Below are 19,739 nucleotides of genomic sequence, written 5' to 3'. Positions count from 1 at the left end.
CCGACATGGTGGTCAGTCCTCCACGGGCGGTCCAGCCGGACGTCCGGCCGTGCGTCTGCGTGGTCGACGCCGCACCGCGACGGTCGTCGGCGCCGACGAGACCGGGCCGAACGTGGTCAACGGCGCACTCGTGGGCGCGTCATCGGCGAGAACCACCGGCTCGGCCGCTCCGGTCGGCGACGCCGCCCGACGAACCGCACGGCGACGACGCTTCGGCGCCTCGACTCCGTTGGTCGACTGGGCGCTCTCTCCCGTCGACTGGGCGCTCTCTCCCGCCGACTGTGCGCTCTCTCCCGCCGACTGGGCGTCCTGTCCCGCGGACTGGGCGTCCTGTCCCGCCGACTGTGCGTCCTGTCCCGCCGACTGGGCGCTCTCTCCCGCCGACTGGGCGTCCTGTCCCGCCGACTGGGCGTCTGCCGTGGTATCCGACGACGACTCGTCATCCACGACGACTGCCTCGACGTCGATGACCTCGCCGTCCTCGTCGTGCGTGTGAGCGGCCATCGCGCGGAACATCGGGTGCTCCGCCGGGTTGTGAGCAGGCTTCTGCTCGACCGGCTCCGCCTTCTTCTTGCTGCGCCGCGAGCGCTTCGAGCCGGTGTTCTCCGACTTTCCGCCGTCGTCGGACGTCACCTCGACAGGACTCGAATGCACGATGATCCCGCGGCCGCCGCACGTCGTGCAGGTTGTGGAGAACGCTTCGAGCAGTCCGGTACCGAGTCGCTTACGCGTCATCTGCACGAGGCCCAGCGACGTCACCTCGGACACCTGGTGGCGCGTGCGATCACGCGACAAGGCCTCCGTGAGTCGACGCAGCACCAGGTCGCGGTTGGATTCGAGCACCATGTCGATGAAGTCGACGATGATCATGCCGCCGATATCGCGCAGACGCATCTGCCGCACGATCTCTTCGGCTGCCTCGAGGTTGTTGCGGGTCACCGTCTCCTCGAGGTTGCCCCCGGAGCCGGTGAACTTGCCCGTATTGACGTCGACGACGGTCATCGCCTCGGTGTGCTCGATGATCAGCGTGCCGCCCGACGGCAGCCACACCTTGCGATCGAGTGCCTTGGCGAGCTGCTCATCGATGCGGTGCACGACGAAGGAGTCCGGTGCGTCGGCGCGCGGACGCTCGAAGCGCTCCACCCGATCCATGAGGTCGGGCGCGACCGAACTGACGTATCCCTCGACCAGGTTCCACGCCTTGTCGCCTTCGACGACGAGCTTCTTGAAGTCCTCGTTGAACAGGTCGCGAACGACGCGGACCAGCAGGTCCGGCTCCTCGTACAGCGCGCGCGGCGACACAGATCCCTTGTTGGCCTTGCCGAACGCCTCGTCGATCGACTTCCACTGCTTCTCGAGTCGCTCGATGTCGGCAGCGAGGTCGTCGGCGCTGACACCCTCCGACGCGGTGCGGATGATGACGCCGGCATCGTCGGGGACGAGCTTGGCGAGGATCTGCTTGAGCCGCTTGCGCTCGACGTCGGGAAGCTTGCGGCTGATGCCGGTCGACGTTCCGCCCGGCACGTAGACCAGATAGCGACCTGCCAGCGAGATCTGCGTGGTCAAGCGAGCACCCTTGTGCCCGACAGGGTCCTTGCTGACCTGCACGAGCACCGGATCGCCCGGCTTGAGGGCCTGTTCGATCTTGCGTGACCCGCCATCGAGTCCGGCAGCGTCCCAGTTGACCTCACCCGCGTAGAGCACGCCGTTGCGACCGCGACCGATGTCGACGAACGCGGCTTCCATGCCCGGCAGCACGTTCTGCACGCGCCCGATGTAGATGTTGCCGACCATCGACGACGACGTCTCCGTGGTGACGAAGTGCTCGACGAGCACACCGTCTTCGAGCACGGCGACCTGCGTGTAGTCCTCGACGGGAGTGACGTGATCATGCTCGTCGGACTGCGAGAGTCGAACGTTGGCGCTGCGCTCACGCACGACCATCACGCGGTCGACGGCCTCGCGGCGCGCGAGGAACTCCGACTCGCTCAGAATCGGTGGTCGACGACGCCCCGCGTCCCGACCGTCGCGACGTCGCTGGCGCTTGGCCTCGAGGCGCGTCGACCCCGAAATTCCCTGCACCTCGTCGCGCGCGCGCTTGCTGCGCGGCTCCCGCTCGTGGACGACGGTGTTCGGCGGATCGTCGGGCGACGATGAGTCGTCGGATTCTGCTCCACCCTTACGGCGACGGCGGCGCCTGCGGCGCTTGGTCGACGATCCGTCTCCGGATTCGGCATCGTCCGAGTCGTCGGCGTTGCCGTCGGCCTGGTTGTCGCCCTTGTCGGCGGAATCGTCCGCGGCGTTGGAATCGTCTGCCGAGCCCGGGCCCTGCCCGCGCCCGTCAGCCTGACTCTCGCCCTCACCGCTGGTGCCGGCTGCGTTCTTGCCCTCTGCTGGCTTGCCCTTGCCGGACTTCTTCCGCTTCTTGCCCGCGGGTCGATCGTTGTCCGACTGCGAGTCGGAATGATCGGAATCGGAATCGGAAGGATCGGAATCGGACCGATCAGAATCAGACTGGTCGGAATCGTCCGTCGAGTCGGTGTCCTCGTTCTGGTCACGCTCGTTCTGGTCGCCGCGACCGCGGCCACGACCACGCCTGCCACGACGACGTCGGCGATTACGGCCACCATCGTCGCCGGAGCTCCCGTTGTCGGAGCCTTCGCTGTCGTCGGAGCCGTCGTTGTTGCCGGAGTCCGAGGAGTCCTCGGCACTCTCGTCGGTCGCATTCGGCGTGGAACGCTCAGACGTCGGCCGACCACTCTTGGCGCCACGCTGCGAACCATCCGACGCAGAGTCGTCACTGCTCTTGCGGTGTCGGCCGCTGGGTGCGTCAGACGCGGCGGCGGGCTGCGGGGGAAGGAAGAGCGGGCTGGCGGCGATCTCCTCGGCAGGCGCCGCGACGTGCGGCTTCTCGGTCTCGATCGCCGAGAAGAGCGAGAGAGTATGCGGAGCATGCGCCTGTGCGCTCGGCTCGACGTCGGCCGCCTCGGGCGCAGCGTCGGCGGGTGCGGACAACTCAGACACCGTGACGTCTGCTGCGTCGCGGTCCGGTGCGGCGTCGACGGGCGCCTCGTCTACGGGCGCAGCGTTACCTGCGGCGCCGGCACTCTCCGCGCCGGCACCTTCCGCGTCGACGGCCTCCGGCGCGCTCGCAGGTTCGCCCTGGTCAGAGGCATCGGCGGGCCTGGTTGGTTCCTCCGTCTGGGGTGCCTGCTCCGATGCGGGCTCAGCCGCCTCGACGGGTACCGCGGCGTCGTCGACCTCGACGTCGTTGCGTACACGGTCGGCGACGGCTTGCGCCATGCTGCGCTCGACGCTCGACTGAGCACTCCGGCTGGGCCAGCCCAGCTCCGTGAGGTGCGCAAGCACCTGCCTACTCGTGAGGCCGAGCGTGCGCGCCAGCGCGTGCACCCGAAGCTTGCTGGGAAAATCCTCCGCCGAGCCTGACGCAGCGTTCGCGTCGATCGGCGACCCGTTGTCGGTCACTGATGTCTCCTTGAACCCCCGGGCGCGACATTGTCGGCGGCCACGCGGGGGTCTCTCGTGTGTCCCGGTCCTGTGCGGACCGGTGTTATATGGTCTCCGCGCTCCTGGTGTTCCGTTGTCCGGACTCCGCAGGTTGCGCTCTTGCTGGGTGATGAGATCCGTCATGCTTTCCACGCCATGCGTGGCGGCCTGGGCCGCCCGTCGAGTCTGTTCTCGACGTCGATGGGGAAAGCGATCTGCCGAACGGGCGCTGTGCGGATTGCCGCCATGGGCAACAATCTCCACTGCTGTGTCCGACGCCGAACGCCATCGTCGTCATCACGAGCAGAGTGTGTTCGCGATAACCAAGCAAGTATCCCACACGGTGCGACGTATCCCGCAAACTATGCGATAAAGCGCGCGTCAGCGGCTTGACAACCGCCGACGCGCGCTGGGTACGCGGGTTCTTGCTCAGTCGTTCAGTGCGGGAAACCAGAGCGCGATCTCACGCTCCGCCGACTCCGGCGAGTCCGATCCGTGGACGAGGTTGTACTGGGTGCTGAGCGCATAATCGCCGCGGATCGTGCCTGGTACGGCCTTCTCCACGGGGTCGGTTCCGCCCGCGATCTGACGGAACGCGGCAACAGCACGCGGCCCCTCGAGCACGGCCGCGACCAGCGGACCCGACGTGATGAATTCGACCAGCGACGGATAGAAGGGCTTGCCCTCGTGCTCCGCGTAGTGCTTGGCCGCGAGGTCGTCGCTGACGTTTTTGAGCTCGAGTGCCGCGAAGGTCAGGCCTTTGCGCTCGATGCGGGCGAGGATGTCGCCGACGAGCGAACGCGAAACGCCGTCGGGCTTGATGAGTACCAGAGTCCGTTCAGTCACGAGCACACTGTAGCGACCCGACGCCCGCACGCCACCCCGACCTCGTGATTCGCAGCCGGCCGGGCACTACTAATCGGTCAGGGGCAGTACTTGTCCGTCAGGGGCAGTATTTGGGCTCGATCGGGAAGAATCCGTAGTCGAAGAGATTGCCCGCTGCGGTGTGCGAGTTGATGATCACCTGGACGCATCCGCCCGGCGAGGCGAGTGCCGCGGTCACCGCCCTGTCGAACTGGCCGGCGAAGGCCAGGTTCGCGGGCCGATAGGAATCCGGCACCGGCAGTGCTGCGACAGCCTGCGGCAGGTTCATCGAGTCCATGCGCTTGGTGAGGTCATGTGTCGCGAGGTAGCCGAACGCCTCACCCGGGACAGGCATCGGCGGTCCCGGCGTCGGAAGCGGAATGTCGGAGTCCGCCGCACGGCCCGGCGCGGAGGGCGCCACCGATTGAGGTGTCGCCGACTGTGGACTGGCGGACTGGGGAGCGACGGACTGGGGCGTCGGCTTCTCGGGAGCGGCCACTGCCTCCGGCGCGCTGATCACACCCAGTGGTACCAGCGCCATCGAGGCTGCTGTCGCCGCGGCGAGACGAAGGTTTCGCGATGTCTTCGCTGCGGTGTGGTTGATACGGGTGGTCGGTGCGCTAAAGGTCACGCGACTCCTCTCGGTGTGATGACGTGTTCGACGTCGTATGGGACACCTCGTTGCCGGCGGCTACCAGGCGTCATCGGTTCTTCGTGGGGCTTGAGGATCGTCGACCACTCCCCCGGCGCTTGCGCCTCGCCATTGCCCCCGGCGCTTGCGCCCCGTCATTGTCCCCAGGCGCTTGCGCCCCGTCATTGTCACAGAGCACACACAGAATGCAAAGATGCATACATCACATTTCTGGCCTGCTTCGGCGCCAAAGGTACGTCGACGCTGCTCAGGCGAAGTGCACGATGCTGATCGCGCCCGCCGCGAGGCAATAGACCACGAACGGATACAGCGTTCTCGTGTGGAAGTACTTTGCCAGAAATGCGACGGCCGCGAACGCCGCGACAAACGCGCACACCGACCCGACGAGTACCTGGCCCCCGATGCCCTGGCCGTCCGGCCCGAAGAGCTCGGGGATCTTGAGCACCCCGGCGGCAAGGATGACGGGCGTGGCGAGCAGGAACGCGAAGTGGGCGGCGTCCTCGTGATCGAGGCCTCGCAGGAGGCCCGCTGAAATCGTCGATCCCGAGCGCGAGATCCCCGGGAACAGCGCGAGTATCTGAGCCGACCCGATCGCCGTACCTTCTTTCATCGACAGCGACGTGACCGACCGGGCCGGCGCCTGCCGGGCCACGGCGTGTCGCCCGATTCGACCACGACGCCTGCGCAAAAGCTCGGTGGTGAGCAGCACCAGTCCGTTGAGGAAGAGCAGGATCGCTGCCGCCAGTGGGGTCGCGAACAGCACGCGCAGCGGCTTCTCCGCGATCAACCCGACGACACCGACCGGAATCGTGCCCGCGATGAGCAGCCACGCCAGGCGGGCGTCGCTGTCGTCGTCGACGCTTCGGTGACGCAACGATCGGATGAAGCCCGCGACGATGCGCACCCAGTCGCGCCAGTAGAACAGGATCAGGGCCAGTGCGGTCGCGACGTGCAGTGCGACGACGAAGGCCAGAAACGGGGTGTGTCCCGAACTCTTGGACTCCGTGACCAGTTTCGCCCAATCGCCACCGAGCCACGCGGGCACGAGGATCGAATGCCCGAGGCTCGACACCGGAAACAGTTCGGTGACGCCCTGCAGGAGGCCGAGGATCGCCGCTTGCGGATAGGTCAGGTCAGTCACGGCAGCGCCCCCTCAGCGTCGACAAGTTCTTGTCTTCCGGGACGCCACAGTAGCGAAATCCGTTGTGCCGCGCGCTAATCGGACAATTGCGGCGGGGCGCTTCAGCTCTCGATCGGCTCCTGGCCGTAGAGCAAACCGCGGTCGATTCGACGCTGCACGTCGCCCTTGATGTAGCGGATATAGAGCCAGACGCAACCGAAGATCACGCCGATCACCGCGATCGACCAGTGAAAGACACCGCCGATTATCACGAGTACCTGCAGCGCCAGGTTGATGTTGAGCGCTTGTGGTCGCTTCTGCATTCCGACTGCGAGCACCATCAACAGCGTCACCACACCCAGATACGTCCCCGACACCCAGGTCAGGCCGTTGCCCACCCGCGCAACGATCGGGAACGTCAGAATCATGACGATCACCTCGAGCACCATGGTGCCCGCCATCACGCCACGCAGACCCTTCCACGGGTCGTTCGTCGGTGGCGTGAACTTGGGCGTGGCCGCGGATTCCGGTGTGTTGCCGGATGATTCGCTCATGCGGGCTCCTTCCCGAACAGCGTTCGTCCGGCGCCTGCCGTCACTACCGAACCGGTGATGACCACCCCGGCACCCGACACCGGTTCGCCGTCGGATTCCTCCGCGAGTCCGATCGCTGCTTCGACGGCGTCGGGCAGGAAGGGTTCGACGTGCACCCGCTCCTCCCCGAAGACCTCGCGCGCGGTCTCGGCGAGTGTCTCGGCGTCGACCGCTCTCGGCGAGCCGTTATTGGTGATGACCACCGCGTCGAGGACCGGTTCGAGTTCGGTGAGAAAGCCCGCGGCATCCTTGTCGCCGAGCATGCCGATCACTCCGACGAGCCGTCGGAAGTCGAACTCCTCGGTGAGTGCGTGCGCGAGTGCATGTGCCCCGTGCGGATTGTGCGCGGCGTCGACGAAGACGGTCGGCGCACTGCGGACACGTTCGAGCCTGCCGGGACTGCTGACCGCCGCGAACCCCGCTCGCACGGCGTCGATGTCGAGTTGGCGGCCCGGTCCCGCACCGAAGAACGCCTCGACAGCGGCGAGCGCGATCGACGCGTTGGCTGCCTGATGCTCGCCGTGCAGCGGCAGGAACACCTCGTCGTAGACGCCGCCGAGGCCTTGCAGGCGCAGCAGTTGCCCGCCGACAGCCGTGACGGACTCGAGGACTGCGAACTCGGAATTCTGCCGTGCGACGACGGTGTCTTGTGCGACGGCCTCGCGCAACAGCACGTCCATCACTTCCGGCTGCTGCGGCGCGATCACGGTCACCGGATCGGTCACGACCAGATCGTCTTTGGCGGGCTTGATGATCCCGGCCTTCTCCCCCGCGATCGCCGCGAGCGAATCGCCGAGGTAGTCGGCGTGATCCATCGCGATCGGGGTGATGACAGCGACCGTCGCGTCGACGACGTTGGTCGCGTCCCATCGCCCGCCCATCCCGGTCTCGACGACGGCGACGTCGACCGGCGCCTCGGCAAAGTATGCGAACGCGATGGCCGTGAGCACCTCGAACTTGCTCATGCGCGGACCGTCGGCCGCGGTCGACGAATCGTCGACCATCGTGACGTACGGCTCGATGTCGCGGTAGGTGTCGATGAAGTCGCGCGCTGGAATCGGGCGGCCGTCGACGGCGATTCGTTCTGTGACGCGCTGTAGGTGCGGGCTGGTGTACCGACCGGATCGACGATGCAGCGCGACCATGAGCGAGTCGATCATCCGGGTGACCGACGTCTTCCCGTTGGTGCCGGCGATGTGGATCGCCGGATAGGCGTGCTGAGGTGAACCAAGCAGATCCATCAACGCCGCGATACGGGTGAGCGACGGCTCGATCCGCGTTTCCGGCCACCGCGTGTCGAGTTCGTTCTCCAACTCGGCGAGCTCGGCCAGATCGGACGGGCTGTCGACGACGATGATCGGGGTGTCGTCGAGGTCGTCGCCGAGGAGCGAACCGAGATTCATCGGATCGGGCTCGACGTCGCCATCCTCGTAACCGGCGAAATCTGCCGACGTGAAGATCGGGTCCCCGTCATCTTCCACGTAGTCCCCGTCTGAGGAGTCCATGTCCGACGGGTCGGGCGAGTAATCGTCTCCCCGACCTGACCGATCGTCGCGCGAACTCATGACCCGCCCAGCGATGCCAGTTTCGCCCCGAGCCGCTCGACTTCTTCGGTCGCGACCTGCTGTCGTTCCCGGATCTTGGCGACGACGTTGTCGGGAGCCTTCGCGAGGAACTGCTCGTTTCCGAGCTTGGCCGTCGTCTGTGCGAGTTCCTTCTCAGCGGCGGCGAGGTCTTTGGCCGCACGTTTGCGTTCGGCTTCGATGTCGACGGTCCCGGACGTGTCGATCCGGACGGTGACGGTCGCCGCCGACAGCCGGACGTCGACCGTGGCGGTCGCGGAGAAGTCGTCGCCGGCACCGTCGAGACGGGCGAGCGAGTCGAGGTAGGGCCGCACGTCGGACAGGCCCGCGGCGTCGAGGCCGTCGATCTCGGCCGCGACCCGTTGCCCGGGACGGAGTCCCTGGTCGCTGCGGAAGCGTCGAACCTCGGTGATCAGTCGCTGGAGGTCGTCGACTTCGGTTGCCGCGGCGGCGTCGACCGGACGCCCCGAACGCGTCGGCCACGACGCGATCACCACGGACTCTCCACCGGTCAACGTCTTCCACAACACCTCGGTGACGAACGGCATGACCGGAGACAACGCACGCAGCAGCGGGTCGAGGACAGCGCCGAGCACCAGCGCCGTCGACCGCGAACGTTGCGGATCATCTTGTGCGAACTGCACTTTCGCGAGCTCGAGGTACCAGTCGCAGACCTCGTCCCACGCGAAGTGATACAGCGCCTCGCATGCCTTGGAGAACTCGTACGAGTCGAATCCGGCGTCGACCTCGGCGAGAACCTCGTCGAGGCGCCCGAGAATCCAGCGGTCGGCGACGGTCAGGTCGGCGGCATCGGGCAACTCGCCGTCCGCAGGCACCTGCGCACCGTTCATCAGAGCGAACTTGGTGGCGTTGTACAGCTTGGTCGCGAAGTTGCGCGATGACTGTGCGTGGTCCTCGCCGACAGAGATGTCCGATCCGGGATTCGCGCCACGGGCAAGTGTGAACCGCAGCGCGTCGGCGCCGAAGCGGTCGACCCAATCGAGGGGATCGATGCCGTTGCCGCGTGACTTCGACATCTTGCGGCCGTGCTCGTCGCGCACGAGTCCGTGCAGGAACAGGTTGTGGAACGGCACCTTCTTGTCGGCGTCGAAATCCTTGCCGACGTAGGTACCGAACATCATCATCCGGGCGACCCAGAAGAACAGGATGTCGTAGCCCGTGACGAGCACCGAGTTGGGATAGAACTTCTCGAAGTCGGGGGTATCGTCCGGCCAGCCGAGCGTCGAGAACGGCCACAATCCCGACGAGAACCAGGTGTCGAGCACGTCGGTCTCCTGGACGTAGCCCTCGGGCGCCTGCTCGTCCGGTCCGACGCAGACCACCTCGCCGTCGGGTCCGTACCAGATCGGGATGCGGTGACCCCACCAGAGCTGACGCGAGATGCACCAGTCGTGCATGTCGTCGACCCACGCGAACCAGCGCGGCTCCATCGTCTTCGGATGGATGACCGTCGATCCGTCACGCACGGCGTCGCCTGCGGCCTTTGCCAGCGACTCGACGGCGACCCACCACTGCATCGACAGCCGCGGCTCGATCGGTTCACCGGTCCGTTCGGAGTGTCCGACGCTGTGCAGGTACGGCCGAACCTCTTTCACGATGCGGCCCTGCGCAGCCAGGGCCTCGCGGATCTTGACCCGCGCCTCGAAGCGGTCCATGCCGTCGAACTGCGTTCCGGTGTCGGCGATGCGGGCTTCTTCGTCCATGATCGTCGGCATCGGCAGATCATGTCGGGCGCCGACCGCGAAGTCGTTCGGGTCGTGCGCGGGGGTGATCTTGACGGCGCCGGTGCCGAATTCGGGGTCGACATAGTCGTCGGCGATGACCGGGATCTTGCGGTCGAGGAAGGGATGCTCGAGTTCGGTTCCGACGAGGGCGGCATAGCGTTCGTCGTCGGGATGCACAGCGATCGCGGTATCGCCGAGCATCGTCTCCATTCGAGTTGTCGCGACGACGATGTGCGGCTCGGCATCGTCGAGCGATCCGTAGCGGAAGCTGACGAGCTCGCCCTCGACGTCGGCGTAGCTGACCTCGATGTCGCTGACCGCGGTCTTGAGCACCGGCGACCAGTTGACGAGACGCTCTGCCTGATAGATCAGGCCGTCGTCGTACATCTTCTTGAATACGGTCTGGACCGCCCGGGACAGGCCCTCGTCCATGGTGAAGCGTTCGCGGGTCCAGTCGACGCCGTCGCCGAGTCGGCGCATCTGCTCGCCGATGTTGCCGCTGATCTCGGCCTTTTCCTGCCAGACGCGTTCGATGAAGGCGTCGCGACCCAGATCGTCGCGGGTGAGTCCCTCGGCAGCGAGTTTGCGCTCGACCATGGTCTGCATGGCAATGGCGGCGTGATCCATGCCGGGCAGCCACAGCGTCTCGAAGCCCTGCATGCGTGCGCGGCGGGTCAAGGCGTCCATCAGGACGTGCTCGTAGGCGTGCCCCATGTGCAGCGACCCGTTGACGTTGGGCGGCGGGATGACGATGGAGTACGCGGGCTTGTCGCTGGAAGCATCCGGCGTGAAATACCCGGCATCGACCCAGCCCTGGTAGAGATTCGACTCGTGGTCGGCGGGGTCCCAGGATTTCGGCAGTGCAGGCGTCGAGTCGGTCACCCTTCAATCTTAGGGAACGCCGTCAGCGCTATTCACACCGTCTCCACACGGGCCGCTTCTACCGTGTCGAGCGGCTGCTCAGCCGATCGCTTCGGCACGCGCGGCGTCGGCCGAAACCCGCACGCGGTGGACATCCTCCGGAGAGTTCACGTTGGTCAGCCACAGCGGGTCCGAGACGGTGACCCGGTAGGTGGCAAGGGCGTCGAGAGCCGCGGTCATTCGACGTTCCCCCGTCGCGACGAGCTGGCCGATCACGTCGGCAGCATCGGTGCGGTAGATCGCCGCCATGGGATGGTCGCGCTCGGCGTCGTGCGCGACGACAACGCCCGCGGTGTCGGTCACCGCCCGACTCAGTTCGTCGATGAGGCCCGGCTCGATGAGCGGCATGTCGGTCGCGGACACGAACGCGTACGAGCGACCGGCGTCGCGCGCTGCCGCAAGCCCGACGGCGAGGCCTGCCAACGGACCGGCACCGGGCTGCTCGTCGGTCACCCACACCGCTTCCGGACCGCCGGTCCCGTGCAGCAGCCGGTAGGCCGCCGAGTCCTCAGGGGCCACCACGAACACCGGTTCGCACCGTTGCGAGATCACCCGCACGACACCTGCGAGCATGGGTTCGCCGTTCCAGTCGAGGGCCGCCTTGTCGCTGCCCATGCGGCGTGAACGGCCACCCGCCAATACGATTCCCGCGATCTGGTCTTCGGTGAGTGTCATCTGACCAGTCTGTACCACCCCCGGCGTCACCGTCCCCAAGACGACGAAACGCGGGCCCCGTCTCGTGAGACGGAGCCCGCGTGTCAGAGAGTTCGGTGCGGTGTCAGGCGCTCTTGTCGCGACGCTCGGCCGACGTGTCGGACCGCGGCACGATCGTCGGCAAAACGTTGTCGTTGACCGTCTCAGCGGTCACGACAACCTTCTCGACGTCGTCGCGACTCGGGATGTCGTACATGACCGGAAGCAGGACTTCTTCCATGATGGCGCGGAGCCCGCGTGCACCGGTGCCGCGGTGGATTGCCTGGTCGGCGACGGCCTCCAGAGCATCCTGCGTGAACTCCAACTCGACGTCGTCCATGTCGAAGAGTTTGGTGTACTGCTTCACCAGCGCGTTCTTCGGCTCCGACAGGATCGAGACGAGAGATTCCTTGTCGAGGTTGGTCACCGACGCGATCATCGGCAGACGTCCGATGAACTCCGGGATCAGACCGAACTTGATCAGGTCCTCCGGCATGACCTCGGCGAAATGATCGCTCGTGTCGACCTCGGCCCTGCTCGCAACCTCGTTGCCAAAACCGATGCCGCGCTTGCCGATTCGCTCCGAAATGATCTTCTCGAGTCCCGCGAAAGCACCCGCGACGATGAACAACACGTTGGTCGTGTCGATCTGGATGAACTCTTGGTGCGGATGCTTGCGTCCGCCCTGCGGCGGCACCGATGCCTGCGTGCCCTCGAGAATCTTGAGAAGCGCCTGCTGCACACCTTCGCCGGAGACGTCACGGGTGATCGACGGGTTCTCGCTCTTACGGGCGATCTTGTCGACCTCGTCGATGTAGATGATGCCGGTCTCGGCGCGCTTGACGTCGTAGTCGGCGGCCTGGATCAGCTTGAGAAGAATGTTCTCGACGTCTTCACCGACGTAACCGGCCTCGGTGAGCGCGGTGGCATCGGCGATGGCGAACGGCACGTTGAGCATCTTGGCGAGCGTCTGGGCGAGGTAGGTCTTACCGCACCCGGTAGGCCCGAGCATCAGGATGTTGGACTTCGCGAGTTCGACGACCTCGCCGGTCCGCGAGTCCTTCTTCTCCCCCGCCTGAATGCGCTTGTAGTGGTTGTACACAGCCACCGCGAGCGTGCGCTTGGCAGTGTCCTGGCCGATGACGTAGTTCTCGAGGAAGTCGCGGATCTCTGCGGGCTTGGGTAGCTCGTCGAGCTTCACGTCGCCGTTCTCGGCGAGCTCTTCCTCGATGATCTCGTTGCACAGGTCGATGCACTCGTCGCAGATGTACACGCCGGGGCCGGCAATGAGCTTCTTGACCTGCTTCTGGCTCTTCCCACAGAACGAGCACTTCAGCAGATCGCCACCGTCTCCGATTCGTGCCATCTCGCGCCGTACCTACTTCCCTTGCTTGCCGTGCTGCCGTGTCGTCGTATGAATCGTGTCGGCCTGATCGTTGTGGTCTGGATCGATGTCGTTTGGATCGCTGTCGTCTGGATCGTTGCGGGGTGGAACCTTGACTGTCGTCGCAGACCTCGTACTTGGGGCAGTCGGATGCGGACCATCGCTAGTCAGGATCGCCCGATATCACGACGGTACCCGCGTGTCGACATAACTTCGACCGATAAGAGCAAATGTCGCGATCGAAATCCGCCGATCCGCCGACTCGTCGCCCCCAACGGTGCGGCACTCAAGCATGCACCCTGTGCCGCACCGTTATCGGGGAACCCCGAGGGGTGTGTCGCTACTTCTTCATCGACTTCTTGCGGTACTCGAACACCTCGTCCACGATGCCGTATTCCTTCGCCTGGTCGGCGGTGAGGATGTTGTCGCGGTCGGTGTCCTTGCGGATCTTCTCCTTGGACTGACCGGTGTGGCCGGCGAGGATCTCGTCGAGACGGTTGCGGATGCGCTCGATCTCGGCGGCCTGGATCTCGAGGTCTGACACCTGGCCCTGGAATGCTCCACCCGTACGGGGCTGGTGGATCAGGATGGTCGCATTCGGCAACGCCGCACGCTTGCCGGGGCTACCGCCCGCGAGCAGAATCGCCGCGGCCGACGCAGCCTCTCCGAGGCAGACGGTCACGATGTCGCAGTGGACGTACTGCATCGTGTCGTAGATCGCGAGCATGTCCGGCACGCTGCCGCCCGGCGAGTTGATGTACATGGTGATGTCGCGGTCGGGGTCCTGCGATTCGAGAACCAGCAACTGCGCCATCACGTCGTTTGCGACGGTCTGATCGATCGGCGTTCCGACGAACACGATGCGCTCTTCGAACAGCTTCGCGTACGGGTCGTACTGGCGCTGCCCGTTGGGGGTGTGCTCGATGAACTGCGGGAGGATGTAGCGCATTTCGATGTTCTTCAGCGCGAGGGCCGAAGCGGGAATCCCTGCGGCGACGTCGGCCGGCAGCGAGTCGTACATGTTGGTCATGGTCTGCTCCGTGAAGTGTGAGGTGACGGGTGAAGTCGACTGTGGTTGATCGCTTGAGATCTACGACGCCTGGCTGGCGCGCGAAATCACGTGGTCGACGAGGCCGTAGTCCTTGGCCGCCCCTGCGGTGAACCACTTGTCGCGATCGGCGTCTGCCTCGATCTGCTCCACCGTCTGACCGGTGTGCTCGGCGTTCAGCTCGTTCATCTGCTTCTTGGTCGTGGCGAACTGCTCGGCCTGAATCGCGATGTCGGCCGCCGTACCGCCGATACCTGCGGACGGCTGGTGCATCATGATGCGGGCGTGCGGAAGGGCGTAGCGCTTTCCCTTGGCGCCGGCGGTGAGCAGGAACTGACCCATCGAGGCCGCGAGGCCCATCGCGTAGGTGGCGATGTCGCACTCGGCGAGTTCCATCGTGTCGAAGATCGCCATGCCCGCGGTCACCGAGCCACCGGGGGAGTTGATGTACATGTGGATGTCTCGCGTGGGGTCCTCGGCGGCGAGCAGCAGAATCTGCGCGCACAGCCTGTTGGCGATGTCATCGTCGACCTGAGTACCCAGGAAGATGATTCGCTCACGCAGCAGCCGCTCGAACACCGAGTCGCTCAGGTTCAGCCCGGCGACCCCTGAACTCATCGAGGGTGTGTAAATGGTCGGCTTGCTCACGGTTCCCACCTTGTCTGTCGTTTGTGGTCTGTCTCGATCCGCGCCCCGGCTGACCCGGGGCCCGTGTGCTTGTTGATCTCGAGTGCATTGATGACGGGGCGCGGCCTGTCGATGGCATGCCCTGTCGATCTCGCTTATTCGGGATCGTCCTCACCGACAGTAGTCAATCGACGGTGCCCGACACCGCCCATGACGCCCCTATTCGCTGAGAGCAGAACAGCCGGACACGGGCATGGCCCAGTATCCGGCTGTCACGTCCTGCTGTGGAAAAGTCAGGCGTCGGAATCCTTCTTGTCCGTATCCGACTCGTCAGCGGCCGATTCGTCAGCAGCGTCGTCGGCATCGGTGCCGCCGCCGAAGAACTCTGCGGTGTCGACGGTGTTGCCGTCGGAGTCGGTCACGGTGACCTCGTCGACGATGCCGGCGAGCGCCTTGCCGCGGCGAACGTCGGCGTAGACGGCGCCGACCTGGTTTGCCTGGGTGAGCTGCTGGATGAACTCCTGCGGAGCCATCCCGTAACGCTGCGCCTGGAACAGGATCTGCTGGGTCAGCTCGTCCTGGCTGACCTCGGTCTCCTGCTGCTCGGCGATGGCGTCGAGGAGGAGCTGCGTGCGGACCGACTTCTCGGCCGACTCGCGAGCGTTCTTCTCGAACTCCTCACGCGTGGTGCCCTGTGCCTCGAGCAACTGCTCGAAGATCGCGTCATCATGGCCGATGCTGTGCAGCACCTGCTCGAGCTGTCCGTCGACCTCGGCCTGCACGACGTTCTCCGGCAGCGGGATCTCGACGGTCTCGAGGAGCTTGTCGAGCACGGCGTCACGAACAGCGTTGGCCTGGTCGAACCGCTTCGACTGCTCAACGCGCTCGACGATCGACTCGCGCAGCTCATCGACGGTGTCGAACTCGGACGCCATCTGAGCGAACTCGTCGTCGAGTTCTGGCAGTTCGCGCTCCTTGACCGAGTTCACCGTGACGGTGACCTCGGCGTCGGCGCCTGCATGTTCTCCCGCGACGAGCTTGGTGGTGAAGGTCTTCGACTCGCCGGACTTCAGACCGACGAGCGCCTCGTCGAGTCCGTCGATCAACTGACCCGAACCGACCTCGTGTGAGAGTCCCTCGGTCGACGCGTCTTCGACGTTCTCGCCGTCGACGGTCGCCGACAGGTCGATCGAGACGTGGTCGCCATTCTCGACGGCGCGGTCGACTCCCTTGAGCGTGCCGAACCGGCCGCGCAGCCCTTCGAGCTGCTCGTTGACCGCGTCCTCGTCGTCGGCGACGGCGTCGACCTCGACGGACAGCGTCGAGTAGTCGGGAAGCTCGATCTCCGGGCGAACGTCGACCTCAGCGGTGAAGCTGATGCTCTCGCCGTACTTCAGCTCGGACAGATCGATCTCGGGCTGGCCGATGGCCTTGGTCTCGGTCTCCGCCACTGCCTCCGAGTACTTGCCCGGCAGCGCGTCGTTGACGACCTGAGCGAGGATCGAGTCGCGACCGACTCGAGCTTCGATCAGCTTGGCCGGCGCCTTTCCCGGACGGAAGCCCGGAATACGGATCTGCTGTGCCAGCGAACGGTATGCCCGGTCGAAGTCGCCCGAGAGTTCCTCGAACGGTACTTCGACATTGAGCTTCACTCGGGTCGGGCTCAGTTGCTCGACGGTGCTCTTCACGCCTCAATGCTCCTTATGTGTACGTGCGTACGTCCTGATCTGTCGGGATGACAGGATTCGAACCTGCGACCCTCCGCTCCCAAAGCGGATGCGCTACCAAGCTGCGCCACATCCCGGTGGCCTCGATACACCTCACCGCGGCCCCGATGGCCCCTTGTGCGGACCCATCAATTCCCTGACGAGCAGGGCCAACAGAAGATAGTACGTGGCCCCAGTTGAGTAACCGAATCCGGTCCTCGACGACGTGCGTGTGACGAGCCGCAGACTTGTGAATGCGGAACCACTCGGCCCCCGGAAGCTCCCGCGTGACACGTGGACGTCCAGGCGATTTCGAATCCGACGCATTCATTGGGTACAGTCACATGCGCTGCCGCTGGGCGACAGCACGCGGGTGTAGCTCAATGGTAGAGCCCTAGTCTTCCAAACTAGCTACGCGGGTTCGATTCCCGTCACCCGCTCAGACGAGGTCAGAGGGTTTTCCCTCTGACCTCTTTCTTTTGTATCGGCCCCGTGTTCCGTCGCCTTCTTCGGCTTGCACCTGCGACACACCACCACGATGACGAGTGTGATCCACGCCACATTCGGGTGTAACCTTGCAGCATGTCCTCCAGTTACTCCAAGACCCCGCGCAAGTGCTCTACCTGCGGCGCACCGCTGTTCTTCCGCCGCGACGTGACGACGTCCGAGAGTGGCACGCCACGCGTCGACGCCATGCTCGTCTGCCGCAACGAGGGATGCTCCGAACCCGCGCTGCATCTCAAGACCGAACACCCGGATACCCAGAGCCAGCCGGCGTAATGCGCGGCGCCGCAGCCTTTTCGAGACCTTCGAGTTGACGATTCGGAAAAATGTGATGGGTGTCACACAGTGCGGCAGCCTATCCACCGACCTCCCCTTTTACGTTCGCGAAGCACCGATCCGACACCTCAATGGGGCGTTGCACGCGTTTGCCTTTGAAGGAAAGACAACGGTTGTGTAACGATGGTCGCGGCGCCTCGGGGGGGTGCGCCCGTACTGTCCCGAGAGCGAAGGTTTGCGAACTCCCGTGTTGAACACAACGTCGTCCCATCGTCGCCGGAAGAGCGTCGTCCGTGGACTCCTTGCAGCGGTCATCGGCGTCATCGCCGTTGCACTGGCCGCACCGGGCCTCGCCCAGGCCACGCCAGTCACCGTCGTGCCGGGCCTTCCGCCTGTCGAGATCCCTGACAACATTCCGGGACTGCCGACTCCGCCCAAGCCGTCGACTCCTGCGCCGGCTCCCAAGACCACCACGCCTCCTCCTACGACCACGCAGGAGACCCCGAACGTCCCCGCGATCCCCAACGTGAAGACCTCGACCGGTTGGATCGCGCTGGCAACCGATGGTGACCACACCATCTACTGGTGGAAGGACGGCAAGTTCGTCAAGAAGATGCCGATCTCCATGGGATCCAACGCGCATCCGACCCCGAACGGCGTCTACCACACCCGTGAGAAGTACCAGCACATCGTGATGGACTCCTCGACCTACGGCGTTCCGGTCGACTCACCCGAGGGCTACCGCACCGACGTGAACTGGGCGACCCGCATGTCGGGTGACGGCATCTTCATCCACGCCGCACCCTGGTCGGTCGCACAGCAGGGCAACAGCAACGTCAGCCACGGTTGCATCAACATCAGCACCGAGAACGGCAAGTGGGTCTACGACACCATCCCGCAGGGCACCCCGATCGTGGTCCGCGGAACCGTCGGCGGCCAGTACGACGGCAACTGATCTGCCTATCTGAATCATTCAAGACACGAAAGAGGCTCCCGGTCGACGACCGGGAGCCTCTTTCGTGTTGCCTAGACCTCAGACGAGGGTTCCCGCGTCGACCGTCCCGACGTCGAGGTCCATCCGATTACCCTCGGCCCGCACCTGCGCGATCGCGCGCATCTTGTTCGACGCATCGAGCGCGGCAACCTTGTAGCCCTCGGCCAGGGTCGGGTAATTGAAGACGGCATCGACGAGGTAGTCGATCTTGCCGCCGAGACCCATCACCGTCTGGCCGATATGGACGAGTTCGGCGGCATTGCTACCGAATGCGTGCACGCCGAGAAGCGTTCGCTCCTCGGCGTGCACGAGTAACTTGAGCAGGCCGTAGGAGTCGCCCATGATGGCCCCTCGTGCGAGTTCGCGATACCGCGCGACGCCCACTTCGAACGGCACATTCGCTGCCGTCAGCTGATCTTCGGTCTGACCGACAAAGCTGATCTCCGGGATGGCGTAGATCCCGATCGGCTGCAGGTTGTCGTCCGTGGCGCCGACCGGCTCGTCGAACGCGTGATACGTCGCGCGCCTGCCCTGCTCCATCGACGTCGCAGCCAACGCGGGGAACCCGATGATGTCACCAACCGCGTAGATGTGGTCGACCGCGGTCCGAAAGTCGGAGTCGACGGTGAGCCTGCCGCGCTTGTCTGCGGTCAGGCCCGCTGCCTCCACCCTCAACTCGTCGGAAACACCCTGACGGCCCGCGGAGTAGAGCACGGTGTCCGCGGGGATCTTCTTGCCCGACGCCAGGATCGTCAGCGTTCCGGATGGATGCGTCTCGACGGTTTGTACCTGCTCACCGAACCGGAAGGTCACACCTCGCTCGCGCAGTTGGTACTGCAGCGCTTCGACGATCTCACGGTCGCAGAAGTCGAGCATGGTGGGCCGTTGCTCGATCACGGTGACCTTGGTGCCCAGGGCCGCGAACATCGACGCGTACTCGATGCCGATGACACCCGCTCCGACGACGACCATCGATCGCGGAACCCGATCGAGTGCCAGGATCTGGTCGGAGTCGACGACGGTGGTGCCGTCGAAGTCGACCGAGGGTGGGCGCGCGGGCCGCGTACCGACGGCGATGACGAACTTGTCGGCGCTCACGTGTTTGAGATCGCCGGTGGCGTCCTCGACCGCTATTTCGTGAGGACTCGTGAAGTACGCACTGCCGAGCAGCATGGTCACACCATTGCGAGCGAGCTGGCTCTGAATGACGTCGATTTCTTTCCCGACGACATGCATGGTGCGGGCCGAAAGATCCGTGACCGTTATATCCGATTTCAACCGATATGATTCGCCGTACATTTCACGTTGGTTGAGGCCGGTCAAATACAACACCGCCTCGCGCAACGTCTTGGATGGAATCGTGCCGGTGTTGATGCACACACCGCCAACCATGTTGCGCCGCTCCACAATTGCTGCCCGCTTACCGAGCTTTGCCGCGGCTATGGCCGCTTTCTGACCGGCCGGTCCAGAACCGATGACAACGATGTCGAAATGATCCACGGGTTCGTCTTTCGCTCGTCTG

15 protein-coding genes and 2 tRNA genes are annotated in these 19,739 nt (G+C 65.1%); 3 read left to right on the top strand and 14 right to left on the bottom strand.

The annotated features are described in order from the left end of the window. Positions 1-12 precede the first annotated feature (12 nt). The 13 genes from ACRVY7_RS22165 to ACRVY7_RS22105 form a co-directional block, all read right to left on the bottom strand. The gene (locus ACRVY7_RS22165; protein ID WP_431818662.1) at positions 13-3,486 is read right to left on the bottom strand and encodes a translation initiation factor IF-2 N-terminal domain-containing protein; all 3,474 of its coding nucleotides are present in this window, start codon (positions 3,484-3,486) and stop codon (positions 13-15) included. A 450-nt stretch (positions 3,487-3,936) separates the two neighbouring features. Then, positions 3,937-4,353, bottom strand: coding sequence for a nucleoside-diphosphate kinase (gene ndk, locus ACRVY7_RS22160; RefSeq protein ID WP_049697450.1), 417 nt, complete (start codon positions 4,351-4,353; stop codon positions 3,937-3,939). Between the two features lie 97 nt (positions 4,354-4,450). Beyond that, positions 4,451-5,002 carry a hypothetical protein gene (locus ACRVY7_RS22155; RefSeq protein ID WP_431818661.1) on the bottom strand — a complete coding sequence of 184 codons (552 nt, stop codon included), beginning with the start codon at positions 5,000-5,002 and terminating at the stop codon, positions 4,451-4,453. Between the two features lie 268 nt (positions 5,003-5,270). Further along, positions 5,271-6,164 (bottom strand): undecaprenyl-diphosphate phosphatase, encoded by an 894-nt coding sequence (locus tag ACRVY7_RS22150; RefSeq protein ID WP_431818660.1) that lies wholly within the window; start codon positions 6,162-6,164, stop codon positions 5,271-5,273. A gap of 101 nt (positions 6,165-6,265) precedes the next feature. After that, positions 6,266-6,697, bottom strand: coding sequence for a DUF4233 domain-containing protein (locus tag ACRVY7_RS22145; RefSeq protein WP_431818659.1), 432 nt, complete (start codon positions 6,695-6,697; stop codon positions 6,266-6,268). After that, the gene (gene folC / locus ACRVY7_RS22140; protein WP_431818681.1) at positions 6,694-8,241 is read right to left on the bottom strand and encodes a bifunctional tetrahydrofolate synthase/dihydrofolate synthase; all 1,548 of its coding nucleotides are present in this window, start codon (positions 8,239-8,241) and stop codon (positions 6,694-6,696) included. Before folC ends, ACRVY7_RS22145 begins: the two co-directional genes overlap by 4 nt. Before the next feature lie 56 nt (positions 8,242-8,297). After that, a complete protein-coding gene (locus ACRVY7_RS22135; protein ID WP_431818658.1) occupies positions 8,298-10,946 on the bottom strand; it encodes a valine--tRNA ligase in 2,649 nt (882 codons plus the stop codon). Positions 10,947-11,024: 78 nt separating this feature from the next. Then, on the bottom strand, positions 11,025-11,660 hold the full coding sequence (mobA, locus tag ACRVY7_RS22130) for a molybdenum cofactor guanylyltransferase (protein ID WP_049697049.1): 636 nt from the start codon (positions 11,658-11,660) through the stop codon (positions 11,025-11,027). A gap of 103 nt (positions 11,661-11,763) precedes the next feature. Continuing rightward, the gene (clpX, locus tag ACRVY7_RS22125; RefSeq protein WP_049697048.1) at positions 11,764-13,044 is read right to left on the bottom strand and encodes an ATP-dependent Clp protease ATP-binding subunit ClpX; all 1,281 of its coding nucleotides are present in this window, start codon (positions 13,042-13,044) and stop codon (positions 11,764-11,766) included. A 358-nt stretch (positions 13,045-13,402) separates the two neighbouring features. Then, positions 13,403-14,092 (bottom strand): ATP-dependent Clp protease proteolytic subunit, encoded by a 690-nt coding sequence (locus tag ACRVY7_RS22120; RefSeq protein ID WP_005207743.1) that lies wholly within the window; start codon positions 14,090-14,092, stop codon positions 13,403-13,405. Between the two features lie 60 nt (positions 14,093-14,152). Then, positions 14,153-14,758 (bottom strand): ATP-dependent Clp protease proteolytic subunit, encoded by a 606-nt coding sequence (locus ACRVY7_RS22115; RefSeq protein ID WP_049697448.1) that lies wholly within the window; start codon positions 14,756-14,758, stop codon positions 14,153-14,155. Between the two features lie 272 nt (positions 14,759-15,030). After that, complete coding sequence (gene tig, locus ACRVY7_RS22110; protein ID WP_431818657.1) at positions 15,031-16,425, bottom strand: trigger factor; 1,395 nt, start codon at positions 16,423-16,425, stop codon at positions 15,031-15,033. 42 nt (positions 16,426-16,467) lie between these two features. Then, a tRNA-Pro gene (locus ACRVY7_RS22105) sits at positions 16,468-16,541 on the bottom strand. A 271-nt stretch (positions 16,542-16,812) separates the two neighbouring features. Here ACRVY7_RS22105 and ACRVY7_RS22100 point away from each other — a divergent pair. The 3 genes from ACRVY7_RS22100 to ACRVY7_RS22090 all read left to right on the top strand — a co-directional run bounded on the left by ACRVY7_RS22100 (position 16,813) and on the right by ACRVY7_RS22090 (position 18,178). Next, positions 16,813-16,883: transfer RNA gene (locus tag ACRVY7_RS22100), tRNA-Gly, on the top strand. A gap of 142 nt (positions 16,884-17,025) precedes the next feature. Beyond that, the gene (locus tag ACRVY7_RS22095) at positions 17,026-17,223 is read left to right on the top strand and encodes a hypothetical protein (protein WP_049697046.1); all 198 of its coding nucleotides are present in this window, start codon (positions 17,026-17,028) and stop codon (positions 17,221-17,223) included. Between the two features lie 247 nt (positions 17,224-17,470). Beyond that, entirely contained in the window at positions 17,471-18,178 is a 708-nt protein-coding gene (locus tag ACRVY7_RS22090) for a L,D-transpeptidase (RefSeq protein WP_049697045.1), read from the top strand. A 78-nt stretch (positions 18,179-18,256) separates the two neighbouring features. Here the strand turns inward: ACRVY7_RS22090 and sthA are convergent, their stop codons facing one another. After that, a complete protein-coding gene (sthA, locus tag ACRVY7_RS22085; RefSeq protein ID WP_049697044.1) occupies positions 18,257-19,717 on the bottom strand; it encodes a Si-specific NAD(P)(+) transhydrogenase in 1,461 nt (486 codons plus the stop codon). Positions 19,718-19,739 lie beyond the last annotated feature (22 nt).

The sequence above is a fragment of the Gordonia jacobaea genome, from assembly GCF_965344965.1.
GTDB lineage: Bacteria > Actinomycetota > Actinomycetes > Mycobacteriales > Mycobacteriaceae > Gordonia > Gordonia jacobaea.
This window is presented reverse-complemented; position numbering and strand designations above follow the sequence as displayed.

Coding starts and splice junctions, on each gene's coding strand:
- ACRVY7_RS22145 (WP_431818659.1), bottom strand. CDS start 6,697: ATGAGCGAATCATCCGGCAACACACCGGAATCCGCGGCCACGCCCAAG.
- folC (WP_431818681.1), bottom strand. CDS start 8,241: ATGGACTCCTCAGACGGGGACTACGTGGAAGATGACGGGGACCCGATC.
- mobA (WP_049697049.1), bottom strand. CDS start 11,660: ATGACACTCACCGAAGACCAGATCGCGGGAATCGTATTGGCGGGTGGC.
- clpX (WP_049697048.1), bottom strand. CDS start 13,044: ATGGCACGAATCGGAGACGGTGGCGATCTGCTGAAGTGCTCGTTCTGT.
- ACRVY7_RS22120 (WP_005207743.1), bottom strand. CDS start 14,092: ATGACCAACATGTACGACTCGCTGCCGGCCGACGTCGCCGCAGGGATT.
- ACRVY7_RS22095 (WP_049697046.1), top strand. CDS start 17,026: ATGTCCTCCAGTTACTCCAAGACCCCGCGCAAGTGCTCTACCTGCGGC.